At 31.1% G+C, this 13,581-nt stretch carries 10 protein-coding genes; 9 read left to right on the top strand and 1 reads right to left on the bottom strand.

The annotated features are described in order from the left end of the window. Positions 1–17 precede the first annotated feature (17 nt). Together H0I27_RS05640 and H0I27_RS05635 are read left to right on the top strand one after the other, a co-directional pair. Entirely contained in the window at positions 18–2,471 is a 2,454-nt protein-coding gene (locus tag H0I27_RS05640) for a thiamine pyrophosphate-dependent enzyme (RefSeq protein ID WP_218732893.1), read from the top strand. A gap of 139 nt (positions 2,472–2,610) precedes the next feature. Then, on the top strand, positions 2,611–5,034 hold the full coding sequence (locus H0I27_RS05635; RefSeq protein WP_218732892.1) for a zinc-dependent metalloprotease: 2,424 nt from the start codon (positions 2,611–2,613) through the stop codon (positions 5,032–5,034). Positions 5,035–5,036: 2 nt separating this feature from the next. Here H0I27_RS05635 and H0I27_RS05630 read toward each other — a convergent pair whose 3' ends face one another. Beyond that, positions 5,037–6,311, bottom strand: coding sequence for a DUF2851 family protein (locus H0I27_RS05630; protein ID WP_218732891.1), 1,275 nt, complete (start codon positions 6,309–6,311; stop codon positions 5,037–5,039). 118 nt (positions 6,312–6,429) lie between these two features. On the opposite strand from H0I27_RS05630, the gene H0I27_RS05625 reads away from it, so the two are divergent. From H0I27_RS05625 to lepB, 7 genes are all read left to right on the top strand, one after another. Then, positions 6,430–7,062, top strand: coding sequence for an NAD(P)H-dependent oxidoreductase (locus H0I27_RS05625; protein WP_218732890.1), 633 nt, complete (start codon positions 6,430–6,432; stop codon positions 7,060–7,062). 72 nt (positions 7,063–7,134) lie between these two features. Further along, positions 7,135–8,595, top strand: a complete 1,461-nt coding sequence (locus tag H0I27_RS05620) for an aminoacyl-histidine dipeptidase (protein ID WP_218732889.1) — start codon at positions 7,135–7,137, stop codon at positions 8,593–8,595. 193 nt (positions 8,596–8,788) lie between these two features. Beyond that, entirely contained in the window at positions 8,789–9,553 is a 765-nt protein-coding gene (locus tag H0I27_RS05615) for a ParA family protein (protein ID WP_165732805.1), read from the top strand. Between the two features lies 1 nt (position 9,554). Beyond that, a complete protein-coding gene (locus H0I27_RS05610) occupies positions 9,555–10,439 on the top strand; it encodes a ParB/RepB/Spo0J family partition protein (RefSeq protein ID WP_208888696.1) in 885 nt (294 codons plus the stop codon). Beyond that, the gene (locus H0I27_RS05605; protein ID WP_218732888.1) at positions 10,440–11,030 is read left to right on the top strand and encodes a DUF5683 domain-containing protein; all 591 of its coding nucleotides are present in this window, start codon (positions 10,440–10,442) and stop codon (positions 11,028–11,030) included. It begins immediately after the preceding gene. Position 11,031: 1 nt separating this feature from the next. Beyond that, complete coding sequence (gene dapB / locus H0I27_RS05600; protein ID WP_218732887.1) at positions 11,032–11,733, top strand: 4-hydroxy-tetrahydrodipicolinate reductase; 702 nt, start codon at positions 11,032–11,034, stop codon at positions 11,731–11,733. 136 nt (positions 11,734–11,869) lie between these two features. Next, the gene (gene lepB / locus H0I27_RS05595; protein WP_218732886.1) at positions 11,870–13,567 is read left to right on the top strand and encodes a signal peptidase I; all 1,698 of its coding nucleotides are present in this window, start codon (positions 11,870–11,872) and stop codon (positions 13,565–13,567) included. Positions 13,568–13,581: the final 14 nt, after the last annotated feature.

Raw genomic sequence — 13,581 nt, 5'->3', positions numbered from 1 at the left:
TTAAAAAGCTCATAAAAATGTTGCAAGAAACACCTATAGATAATAAACAAAAACTATCTTTTCAAGACTTTAAAACAGAAGTTTTAAATGATTATAAAATAGCTAAAATTAGTAGAGAGTGCAGTTTATTAGGTCGTAGAGAAGTTTTAACAGGTAAGGCTAAATTCGGTATTTTTGGTGACGGAAAAGAAGTTCCGCAACTAGCAATGGCTAAGGCATTTAAGTTAGGAGATTTTAGATCTGGTTATTACAGAGACCAAACTTTTATGATGGCTATCGGAGAGTTAACTCCACAACAATTCTTTGCAGGTTTATACGCACACACAGATATAAAAGCAGAACCTATGTCCGCTGGTAGACAAATGGGTGGTCATTTTACAACACACAGTTTAAATGAAGATGGCAGCTGGAAAGACCTAACAAAACAATACAACTCTAGTGCAGATATTTCACCTACAGCAGGCCAAATGCCCCGTTTATTAGGTTTAGCACAAGCTTCTAAAATATACAGAACAGAAAAAAGCGTACAACATAAATCTAAATTTTCTACAAACGGAAATGAAGTTGCTTGGGGTACTATTGGTAATGCTAGTACTAGTGAAGGTTTATTTTTTGAAACCATAAACGCAGCTGGTGTTTTACAAGTACCTATGCTAATGAGTGTTTGGGATGATGAATACGGAATTTCTGTACACGCGAAACATCAAACTACAAAAGAAAGCATATCAGAAATTTTAAAAGGATTTCAGAGAGAACATAACAAAGCTGGTTACGAAATATTTGTGGTAAACGGTTGGGATTATGTACAATTAGTAGACACATATAATAAAGCGGCAAAAATTGCCAGAGAAGAACACGTACCTGTTTTAATTCACGTAAAAGAATTAACGCAACCACAAGGTCATTCTACTTCTGGATCTCACGAAAGATATAAAGGTAAGAAAAGACTAAATTGGGAGAAAGAACACGATTGCATTACAAAAATGCGAAACTGGATTTTAGACTTCGAATTAGAAACTGAATCAGGAGAAACTTTACGCTTTGTAGAATCTGAAGAAGATCTTATTATTTTAGAAAAAGAAGCAAAAAAAGAAGTTTTAAGTGCAAAAAGAAATGCTTGGAATACTTTTATTAATGAAATAAAAACAGAAGTAAACACTGCCTGTCAATTATTAGACAAAGTTGCTGAAAAAAGTAAAAACAGTAGCTTTATCAACAAACATAAAAAAGATTTAATTTCGATTGTAGAACCTAGTAGAAAAGATGTTTTATCTGCTACTAGAAAAACACTACGATATTTAAGTGATGAAAATTTTGCAGAAAAAATATTACTTCAAAATTTTATAAAAAACGCTTTAAAAAGTGCCTCTGAAAAATTTTCTTCATATTTATATAGTGAATCAAGCCTTAGTGCATTAAACGTTCCTGAAAAGAAACCTGTATATTCTGATAGTAAAACATTAGTAGATGCACGGATAATTATGAGAGATAATTTTGATGCTATTCTTAAAAAACATCCAGAAGTAATTATTTTTGGAGAAGATGCTGGTTTTATTGGTGATGTAAACCAAGGATTGGAAGGGCTTCAAGAAAAATATGGTGAAATAAGAGTTGCAGATACAGGTATTAGAGAAGCAACAATTATAGGACAAGGTATTGGTTTAGCAATGCGTGGCCTGCGCCCTATTGCAGAAATACAATATCTAGATTATTTATTGTACGCTTTACAAATAATGAGCGACGATTTAGCAACACTACATTACAGAACTTTCGGTAAACAAAAAGCCCCCTTAATTATTAGAACTCGTGGTCACAGACTAGAAGGTATTTGGCACGCAGGCTCTCCAATGGGCGGAATTATAAATAATGTTAGAGGAATTCATGTTTTAGTGCCTAGAAACATGACAAAAGCAGCTGGTTTTTACAATACTTTACTAGAAGGTGATGAGCCTGCATTAGTAATAGAATGTTTAAACGGTTACCGATTAAAAGAAGAATTGCCTGTAAATTTAGGTGAATACAAAACACAAATAGGTGTTGTAGAAATAGTGAAAGAAGGAACAGATTTAACGGTTGTTTCTTACGGATCTACCTTAAGAATTGTAGAAGAAGTAGCTAAAGAATTACTGCAAGCAGATATTAACATAGAAATTATAGATGCACAAAGCTTACTACCTTTCGACTTGCATCATGATTGTGTAAAAAGCTTAGAGAAAACGAATAAATTATTAATCGTTGATGAAGATTTACCTGGTGGAGCTTCTGCTTATCTTCTACAAGAAATCGTAGAAAAACAAAATGGTTATATGTTTTTAGATAGCAAACCTGCAACTTTAACTGCTAAAGAACACAGAACAGCATACGGTACAGACGGAGATTATTTTTCAAAACCATCTGCAGAGGATATTTACGAGAAAATCTATGAAATTATGAATGAAGCAAATCCTAATAAACATAAAAGTTTGTATTAAAAAACACAATACATAAATTCTATTAAGCTCAAAAAAACTATTTTTTTGAGCTTTTTTTTAACATAATTATAAGAAAACGTTAAGAAAATAACAAGCACATTTAAGTAATTTAGTGCCTTACACATCATTAAACTCTAATATGAAAAAAACACTACTCTTATTATTACTTTCTATTTTTACAATTTCTAATTCTCTTGAAGCTCAACGAAAATCAAAAGATAAAAAGAAAGAAAATTCAGAAGCTAAAACGAGCAAAGCAAAACTCCCAAAATATTCAGATTTTGTAAACAAAGACACAAAAACTGATGATGGATTATTTAAAGTACATACTAATAAAGATGAATTTATTTACGAAATTCCCAAATCTTACTTAGGTAAAGAAATGTTATTAGTTACTAGACTAAAAGACATACCTGCTGGTTTAGGCGGTGGTTACGTAAATGCTGGTTCTAAAATTAACACCCAAGTAGTGGTTTGGGAACATTATAAAAATAAAATTTTATTAAAAGTAAAATCTTATGATGCCATAGCAAATGATTCTTTACCAATTTTTAAATCTGTAAAATCGAACAACTTAGAACCTATTATTTATTCTTTCGATATTAAAACACAAAACACAGATTCAACAACTGTGTTAGTTGATGTTACAAAATTCTTTTCTTCGGATGTAAAAGCTATCTCTGGTTTATCATCAAGATTTAGAAAAACCTACAAAGTAAAAAGGTTAGATGCTACTAGAAGCTTTATCAATAGTATTAAGAGTTTTCCAGAAAACATAGAAGTAGTACAAAATTTTACTTTTGAAGCAGATGAACCACCAAGTAACAGAAGTACAAACACAATTACTTTACATGTTAATCAATCTATGATTTTATTACCAGAAGAACCAATGATGCCAAGAATATCTGACAAAAGAGTTGGTTATTTTTCTATTGGAAATGTAGATTATAGTTCAGAAGCTTTAAAAGCTGATAGCAAAAGATATATTAGACGTTGGAGACTAGAACCAAAAGATGTTGAAGCGTATAATCGCGGAGAATTAGTTGAGCCAATTAAACCAATTGTGTATTACTTAGATCCTGCAACGCCAGAAAAACTAAGAAAAGACATAAAACAAGGTGTTGATGATTGGGCTAAAGTTTTTGAAACTGCTGGTTTTAAAAATGCAATTATGGCAAAAATGCCACCTACAAAAGAAGAAGACCCAGACTTTAGTATGGAAGATGTTCGTTATTCTTCTATTAGATATGTAGCAAGTACCACAAGAAACGCAACAGGACCAAGTGTTTCAGACCCTCGTTCTGGAGAGATACTAGAAAGTGATATTATTTGGTATCACAACCATTTACGTTCTTACAGAAATAGATATTTATTAGAAACCGGAGCAGCAAATCCGTCTGCAAGAACCTTAGACACGCCTGCAGAAGATATTGGAGAAATGATGCGTATGGTAATTTCTCACGAAGTTGGTCATGCTTTAGGTTTACCACATAATATGGCTGCAAGTTATGCCTATCCTGTAGATTCTTTACGTTCTGGAAGTTTTACTCAGAAAAACGGAATTGCAGCAACCATTATGGATTATGCTCGTTACAATTACGTAGCACAACCTGGTGATAAGGATGTAAGATTTGTTAGACAATTAGGCCCTTATGATCATTATGCAATTAATTGGGGATATAGAGTTGTGCCAAATGCAAATACTCCTGAAGACGAAGTAAAAACTTTAGATAAATGGATTGAAGATAAAGCAGATAACCCAATTTATAGATTTGGTGGACAACGTTTTGATCCTTCTGCACAAACTGAAGGAATTGGAAATGACCAGGTAAAAGCAAGTACTTATGGAGTTAAAAACTTAAAAATTGTAGCTAAAAATCTTCCAAGTTGGACATCAGATCAAACAAACAATTACGAAGATTTAGGTGAATTATACGGAGAGTTATTAAGCGTTTGGGGAAGATATTCTGGACATGTTGTTGGTAATATTGGTGGTGTTTACGAGTTTAATAAAAAACCATCTCAAACTGGTGATATTTATGTTCCTGTTACAAAAGCAAAGCAAAAAGAATCAATGGCTTGGTTACAAGCAAATGTTTTTAAAACGCAAAATTGGTTACTAGATAAAAATATTTTAAACAAGATTGAAGAAACTGGTTATACAGACAAACTTGCAGGTTATCAAAATAGGTTTTTAAGCACTTTATTAAATTACCAAACTTTAAATAGAATGATAGAAGCAGAAGTAATTCAAGATGAATTTTATGCAGCATCAGACATGATTAAAGATTTAAGAAAAGGTGTTTTTTCTGAAACCAATGCAACTAAAAACGTTGACTTACAAAGAAGAACTCTTCAAAAATCATATATTGATAAAATGAAGAATTTAATGGATAATGAAGAGTCTAAAAATAACGACATCTCTTCTATTGTAAGAGGAGAATTAGAAGCTTTAAAATACCAAGTAAACACAGCAAGTAAAAGAGCTGTTAACACAATTACAAAATATCATTATAAAGATTGTTATGCTAAAATTAATGAAATCTTAAATCCTAAGAAATAACATTATTTTTCGCTTAACAACCGAACTCCTATTGCGCACTGTAAACATCGTTTCTTTGCGCAATAGTTGTTTTTAAGCTCTAATAAAGACTGTGTTTCATAAGCATTTTTAGATTGAACTCCAATTTCATCAAACTTAGAAATAATACTATTTTTTTCTGGTTTTATTTTTTTTAGAATCTTTAAAAATTCCATTTCATTCACTTCTCCCCTATTTTTTTGATATGAAAACTTTAGTGGAATAATGGTGTTGATCAATAATAAATCTACAAAGGATTTTGTCAACTTTTTAGGAGATAATTTTGAAGCGGTTTCAAATGTATAATGTGTTTTCCAAAACGGATGTACATCAATCTCAAACAAATTATAAAATTCTTTTAAGGTTTCTATTTGCATCATTTTAGAAAATAAATTTTGATGGCAATGATATAAAGCAATTAATTGAGCAATACGAATGGTTGGGAAATTAGGTGGTCGCATTCTAAAAAATGAAAACTGCACTTTTCCTATCGGTTCTAAGTTATATTTATGCTGCAAATAATTGTAGCTTGTTTTTAATTGCTGATGATATTCGCTATCAACAACCTCCTCTAAAAACCCTGCTTGTCCAAATAACAAAGCAGCTAATTGAGTTTCATCAAACCTTACTTTTCTAAGAGTTGAAAAATCGAAAGAAGTTGCCAAATTAAAAAAGACATCACCATTTACTTTCAATCCAAAGTTTTTGGCTAATAACTGAAATAGAACTGCTTCAAAATCGTTTTGATTGTCCAACAAAACTTTATTCATTTCAATCGATTTTCGTTCTAAACGCTCAAAAAATAATCGTTCTTTCCAATTATCCAAAGTAAAATCATCTACAGTACTAATTTCTTTTTCACAAGAAACCCAATTTTGTTTAGTCGAAAATAAATTCCGATAATTATGTAAAGCAGAAGCAAGCACAAAATCTTTTAAAACCAAAACAGGTAAAGGCTTGTTATTTTTCATAAAAACAGTTGCATCATCTTCCCAAACAACATGTAAAATAACGGCATCATAATTTTCATCAATTTCATGATGATGTACATACCAATCAGACGATTTTAAATGAATTTCTACATTGCCCGCCCACAATTGGTCATCAATTTTAAGTTGCGCATTTAAAAAATCAGGACCTGAGTTATAATTATGGATTCCAACTTTTAAAATAGAAACGTCTTCGTTAGTAGTTGTTTTTAAATCGTGAACAGAAAACAATTGATATTTCCATACATAATGAAGAAAATCCTCATTCATAGTCTTTTTTTTTGCTATCAAGATACAAAAAATCATTTATACCTTTATCAATATTTATAATCACATGAACAGAATTCATCAAAAATAATGACTTATTTTTGCAGCCTAATTAAGATAAATGAATATTATAGATAGTTTAAAATGGCGTTATGCCGTTAAAAAGTTTGATTCAGAAAAGCAACTTTCAGAAGTTCAAATAAACACCTTAAAAGAAGCTTTTAACTTAACAGCAAGTTCATACGGACTGCAGCCTTTAAAGTTGATTGTAATTAAAAATAAAGAAGTTCAAAAAGAACTAGTTTCACATTCTTGGAACCAAGCACAAATATTAGATGCTTCTCATGTTTTGGTTATTTGCATTCCTAAAAACTATACAAGTGTAGAAGTAGAAAACTACTTTACATTAGTTCAAAAAATTAGAAAGACTCCTAATGAAATTATAAAACCTTTTAAAGAATTTCTAACTGCAGATATTGAAAAAAAAACACAAGAAGAATTAACCGTATGGAATAAAAACCAAGCATATATTGCACTTGGTAATTTAATGACCGTTTGCGCAGTAGAAAGAATAGATGCCTGCCCAATGGAAGGCTTTATTCCTAATAAATACGACGAAATCCTTAATTTAACCGCTCAAAATTTACAATCAGTATTAGTACTTCCTGTTGGTTTTAGAGCCGACGATTGCTACATGAAAGATTTAACAAAAGTTAGAAAAGACTTAACAGAAACTGTAGTAGAAATATTGTAAATTTACTAGCTAGAATTAAACTTTTTAAAGACTTTAAAATGCCTTTAAAAATTCATAATAAAAATCAAGAAAATGAGTAAAGCAGTAAGAAATTTAGAACCTAAAATTGTTTGGAATCACTTTGCAGATTTAAATGCAGTGCCTCGTCCTTCTAAAAAAGAAGAACGTGTAATTCAGTTCATGGTAGATTTTGGTAAAAAATTAAACTTAGAAACTTTTGTAGATAAAGTTGGAAATGTCATTATTAAAAAACCAGCTACAAAAGGTTTAGAAGATAGAAAAACTGTTGTTTTACAGAGCCATTTAGATATGGTTCATCAAAAAAACTCAGCTACTGTTTTCGATTTTGATAAGGAAGGTATTAAAATGCTAATTGAAGGTGATTGGGTTACTGCAGACGGAACAACATTAGGTGCAGATAACGGTTTAGGAGTTGCCGCTATTATGGCTATTTTTTCTTCTGATGATCTTGAACACCCAAACCTAGAAGCACTTTTTACGATTGATGAAGAAACTGGTATGACTGGTGCAATGGGACTTGAAGGCGGGATTTTAGAAGGAGAAATTCTTTTAAATTTAGACACAGAAGAAGATGATGAAATTGGCATGGGCTGCGCCGGTGGCGTAGATGTTACTGCTACAAGAAGTTATGCTGAAGAAGATGTTTCTGAAAATGCTACCGCTTATTCAATTACTGTAAAAGGTTTAAATGGTGGACATTCTGGAATGGATATTATTAAAGAATTAGGAAACGCAAACAAAATTATGAACCGTTTATTATTTGATGGTTTCACCAATTTTGGTTTACAAATTTCTGAAATAAATGGAGGTAGTTTACGTAACGCAATTCCTAGAGAAAGTACTGCAATTGTAACTGTAGACATCATTTCTAAAGAAGCTTTTCTTTTAGAAACCAATTTACTTATCAACAATATAAAAGAAGAGTTTTCAACAATAGAACCCAACTTAACAGTTGATATTCAAGAATCTACACTTCCAAATAAAGTCATGGAATTAGGCGTTCAGGAAGGTTTATTAAAGTCTATTTACGCTGCTCATAACGGAGTCTATAGAATGAGTCCGAATATTAAAGGATTGGTAGAAACCTCTAATAATATTGCTCGAGTAATTGTAAAAGATGGAAGCATAAAAATTGGATGTTTAACACGATCATCATCAGAAAGTAATAAATTAGATTTAGCAAATTCTTTAAAATCTGCTTTTGAATTATCTGGTTTTGATGTAGATTTATCTGGTGAATACCCAGGATGGCAACCGAATGTAAACTCAGCAATTTTAGACGTAGTTTCTAATTTATATGAAACTTTACATGGTGAGAAAGCAGATGTAGCAGCTTGTCACGCTGGTTTAGAATGTGGAATCTTAGGTCAGAATTACCCAGAAATGGATATGGTTTCTTTTGGACCAACTATTAGAGGAGCGCACTCTCCAGACGAAAAAGCATCTATTTCATCAACACAAAAATTCTGGAAATTTTTAATTGAAATTTTAAAGAACATTCCAAAGAAATAGTACAATATTACCTGTTAGAAACCGAAGTTTATGCTTCGGTTTTTTTTTACTTAAATTTGTTTAAAAAGTCAACAAAAACAAACGCAAAAAACTAAAATACAGTATCTTACATTTTTATCTTTTTGTTAACATCTTTCATTTTCTAAAGACAGAAAAAAACGTAATTTTACTACCTATAAACTAAACTTTTATAATGGGTAAAATAATTGCTATTGCAAATCAAAAAGGTGGTGTTGGTAAAACAACTACAAGCATAAATTTAGCTGCTTCTTTAGGTGTTTTAGAGAAAAAAGTTTTGTTGATTGATGCAGATCCGCAAGCAAACGCTTCGTCTGGTTTAGGTATTGATGTTGAAACTGTAGAATATGGAACCTATCAAGTTTTAGAACATTCCATTGATGCAAAAGATGCGATTGTTAAAACCGAGTCTCCAAATGTAGATATTATACCTGCACATATAGATTTAGTAGCTATTGAAATAGAATTGGTAGATAAGGAAGATAGAGAGTATATGTTAAAAAAAGCGTTAGTCGATCTAAAAGACGATTACGATTATATTTTAATAGATTGTGCTCCGTCATTAGGTTTAATTACGTTAAACTCTTTAGTAGCTGCAGATTCTGTAATAATTCCTATTCAGTGTGAATATTTTGCCTTAGAAGGGTTAGGGAAATTATTAAATACCATTAAAAGTGTACAGAATATTCATAATTCTGACTTAGATATAGAAGGCTTACTTTTAACCATGTTCGATTCTCGTTTACGCCTTTCTAATCAAGTAGTTGATGAAGTTAGAAAACATTTTTCTAGTATGGTTTTTGATACTATAATTAGAAGAAATACACGTTTAGGAGAAGCACCAAGTTACGGAGAAAGCATTATTGCATACGATGCAACTAGTAAAGGTGCCGTAAATTACTTAAATTTGGCGCAAGAATTATTAAAAAAGAATTCGTAAAATGGCAAAAGCAACCAAAAAACAAGCTTTAGGACGAGGGTTATCAGCTTTATTGCAAGAATCTTCTAATGTAATTTCTGCATCAGATAAAAATGCAGACAAACTTGTTGGAAGTATTATTGAAATAGAATTAGATTTAATTGATGTAAATCCTTTTCAACCTAGAACTTATTTTGATGAAGAAGCATTAAGAGAATTAGCAAGTTCTATAAAAGAATTAGGTGTAATTCAGCCAATCACAGTTAGAAAACTAGAAGGAAATAAGTTTCAATTGGTTTCTGGTGAGCGTCGTTTTAGAGCATCAAAATTAATTGGAAACAAAACAGTACCGGCATATATAAGACTTGCCAACGACCAAGAAATGCTAGAAATGGCCTTGGTAGAAAATATTCAGCGTAAAAATTTAGACCCAATAGAAGTTGCTTTATCTTACCAACGTTTAATAGATGAAATTCAATTAACGCAAGAAGAATTAAGTACAAGAGTTGGTAAAAAACGATCTACAGTAACCAATTACTTACGTTTGTTAAAGTTAGATCCAATTTTACAAACAGGTATGCGAGACGGTTTTATTTCTATGGGGCATGGTCGTGCTATGATTAATGTAGAAAATACAGAAGATCAATTAGCTATTTACGAGAAAATTTTAAGAGATAAATTATCTGTAAGACAAACAGAAGATTTAGTAAAAAGCTTAAAATCTGGTACCATTGCAAAACCAAAGAAAAAACCAGTACCAAGTTTCATTAAAAGTAGTGTTAAAGATATTAGTGAATACTTTGGTCATAAAATAGACGTTACTGTTGGTAACAATGGTAAAGGAAAAATTTCGATTCCTTTTCATTCTGAAGAAGATTTTAATCGAATAAAAAACTTATTAAAATAAGTGTTTATTAAAAATACCATATTTGTTTTATTCCTTGCATTCTTTTCTGCATCTATTTTTGGGCAGAAAGATTCTGTGAATGTGAAAGATTTAAAAATAAAAGGAGATATTAAAATTGAAAAAGGTGGTGTTTACGATCCTTTAGCTCCTTCTAAAGCAGCATTTTATTCTGCTATATTTCCTGGAATGGGACAAATTTACAATAAGAAATATTGGAAAGCACCCATTGTTTGGGGTGCTATGGGTACTAGTATTTACTATTATTTAGACAATAATAAAGAATACCATAGATACAGAACTGCCTACAAACTTAGAAAGAATAATTTAGTAGACGAATTTACGGTAGATGGTGTGGAGATTCTTTCTCTTGAAACACTAGAAAGAGCACAAGAACAGTTAAGCGAAAATAGAGACATGTCTCTATTAACCACTGCTATTTTGTACGTTTTACAGATTGTAGAAGCAAGTGTAAATGCACATTTATTACAATTTAATACCGATGATGATTTATCATTTAAACCTACTTTTATTAACGATCCTACTTATTTTGAAGCTCCAAAAGTAGGTCTAACAATTAAATATAATTTTTAAAATGAAGATTGCACTATTAGGATATGGAAGAATGGGGAAAGAAATTGAAAAAATTGCTTTATCTCGTGGACATGAAATCGTAATAAAAAAAGACGTAGATGACGTTATTGACATTACGTTAGCTGACGTTGCCATTGATTTTAGCGTACCTTCTTCTGCTTATAATAATATTACCAACTGTATTAATAACAACGTTCCTGTAATTTCTGGAACAACAGGATGGTTAGACAAATATGAGGATGCAGTAGCTCTTTGTAAAGAAAAAAACAGCGCGTTTATTTATGCTTCCAATTTTAGTTTAGGAGTAAATATCTTCTTTGAATTGAATAAGCAATTGGCAAAAATGATGAGTTCTTTAGAGGATTACAATATCTCTATGGAAGAAATTCATCATACAAAAAAATTAGATGCTCCAAGTGGAACAGCCATTACGTTGGCAGAGGGAATTATAGAAAATTCTTCTAAAAACAATTGGGAGTTGGATGAAAAAACATCCGAAGAAAATATTCCTATTGTTGCAAAAAGAATTCCTGAAGTTCCAGGAACACACACCGTTTGGTACGATTCTGAAGTAGATTCTATAGAAATAAAACACACAGCACACAGTAGAAAAGGTTTTGCTTTAGGTGCCGTTGTTGCAGCTGAATGGATTGTAGGGAAACAAGGAGTTTTCTCTATGAAAGATGTGTTAAACATAGGTTAAACCCTGTAACAAACTAATAATAAAGCTACTAATAAATGTATCATTTATCCTCTCGAGCGCAGTTGAGAGGTTTATATTTTTAGTATAAAACATTAAGTTCTCGACTGCGCTCGAACAGAAATCAAATAGTACAATTATGACTTATTTAGAGTGGTTTATATTTTTTTTAGCAATACAAGTAATTCATTTTTTAGGTACTTGGAAATTATATGTTAAAGCTGGTAGAAAAGCTTGGGAAGCTGCAGTGCCTATCTATAACGGAATTATTTTAATGCAAATTATAAAGAGACCTAAATGGTGGATCATTTTATTATTTATTCCGATTGTAAACTTATTAATGTTTCCTGTTATTTGGATTGAAACTATTAGAACTTTTGGTTTCTATAAAAAATTAGATTCGTTTTTAGTTATTGTTACTTTAGGTTTGTATATTTTTTACATCAATTATGCAACAGATGCAAAGTACAATGCAGAAAGAAGCTTAAAACCACGCTCTGAACTAGGTGAATGGGTTAGTTCTATTGCTTTTGCAATTATTGCGGCAACTTTGGTACATACCTATTTTATGCAACCTTTTACCATACCAACTTCTTCTTTAGAAAAATCTTTATTGGTAGGAGATTATCTTTTTGTAAGTAAGTTTCATTACGGAGCTAGAGTTCCATCTACAGTAATTGCAGCACCAATGGTACATGATTCTTTACCATTTACAGGAACTGCTTCTTACTTAAAAAGTCCGCAATTACCATATACACGTTTACCTGGTTTACAGAAAATTAAAAACAACGATATTGTTTGTTTCAATTGGCCTGCAGATACATTAGCAACTATGTGGGGAGATACTTCTGGAAAATTCACCTACAAACCGGTAGATAAAAAAACCAACTACGTAAAACGAAGTGTTGGTATAGCAGGAGATTCTTTAGAAATTAAAGATGGTTACGTTTATATAAACGGACAAAAAAACAAATTACCGTACAGAGCAAAAATTCAATTTTATTATACTTACGAAGCGAAGTCTGCAATAGACAGAAACAATTTTCCACAGTTTTTAATCAATAAAGAAAGAACAGGAGTTTATAAAATTTTAAATGAATATTGGAACAATCCAAAGGTTCAAGAAGCTTTTGAAAAGAGTGCTAACTTATCTAAAATAGGTTCAGATTCTTTATATACAGAAGTTGCAGGTGGTGTTTCTCAAGATTTAGCAAGTCGTTTAAAAATGACGAATGTAGCTAACAAGATAAATATTAATTTAACCGAAGACGAATTTAATCAACTTAAAAAACACCCTTCTACAGTATCTGTAAAAAAGGTTAATTATAGAGCTGATGTTGGTATTTTTCCTCATATAAAAGAAAATCAATGGAGTCAAGATAATATGGGACCAATTTACATTCCTAAAGCTGGAGCAACTGTAAAAATTGATGCCAAATCTTTACCATATTACGAGCAAATTATTAAAAATTATGAAAACAACGATTTACAAATTGTTGGAGATAATATTTTTATTAATGGTAAAAAAGCAGATTCCTATACCTTTAAACAAGATTATTATTGGATGATGGGAGATAACAGACACAACTCTTTAGATGCACGTTATTATGGCTACACTCCTTTCGATCATGTATTAGGGAAACCCGTAATGGTTTGGTTTAGCTGGGATGCAAATGCGGCATCTTTTGGTGAGAAAATAAAATCTATTCGTTGGGATAGAATGTTTACAACTGTACATGGAGACGGAGAGCCTGTTTCTTATAGATATTTTGTATTTGCATTAATTGGTTTATATTTTGGATATAGTTTTTACAGAGGAAAAAAAGCTAAGAAATAGTATTCAGTTTTAAA

It is taken from the genome of Polaribacter sp. HaHaR_3_91, from assembly GCF_019278525.1.
In the GTDB taxonomy this organism is placed as follows: Bacteria; Bacteroidota; Bacteroidia; order Flavobacteriales; family Flavobacteriaceae; genus Polaribacter.
This window is presented reverse-complemented; position numbering and strand designations above follow the sequence as displayed.

Excerpts from the sequence above, each read along its gene's own strand:
- dapB (WP_218732887.1), top strand. The coding sequence starts at position 11,032 with ATGAAGATTGCACTATTAGGATATGGAAGAATGGGGAAAGAAATTGAA.
- H0I27_RS05640 (WP_218732893.1), top strand. The coding sequence starts at position 18 with ATGTTGCAAGAAACACCTATAGATAATAAACAAAAACTATCTTTTCAA.
- H0I27_RS05620 (WP_218732889.1), top strand. The coding sequence starts at position 7,135 with ATGAGTAAAGCAGTAAGAAATTTAGAACCTAAAATTGTTTGGAATCAC.
- H0I27_RS05610 (WP_208888696.1), top strand. The coding sequence starts at position 9,555 with ATGGCAAAAGCAACCAAAAAACAAGCTTTAGGACGAGGGTTATCAGCT.
- H0I27_RS05625 (WP_218732890.1), top strand. The coding sequence starts at position 6,430 with ATGAATATTATAGATAGTTTAAAATGGCGTTATGCCGTTAAAAAGTTT.
- lepB (WP_218732886.1), top strand. The coding sequence starts at position 11,870 with ATGACTTATTTAGAGTGGTTTATATTTTTTTTAGCAATACAAGTAATT.
- H0I27_RS05635 (WP_218732892.1), top strand. The coding sequence starts at position 2,611 with ATGAAAAAAACACTACTCTTATTATTACTTTCTATTTTTACAATTTCT.
- H0I27_RS05615 (WP_165732805.1), top strand. The coding sequence starts at position 8,789 with ATGGGTAAAATAATTGCTATTGCAAATCAAAAAGGTGGTGTTGGTAAA.
- H0I27_RS05630 (WP_218732891.1), bottom strand. The coding sequence starts at position 6,311 with ATGAATGAGGATTTTCTTCATTATGTATGGAAATATCAATTGTTTTCT.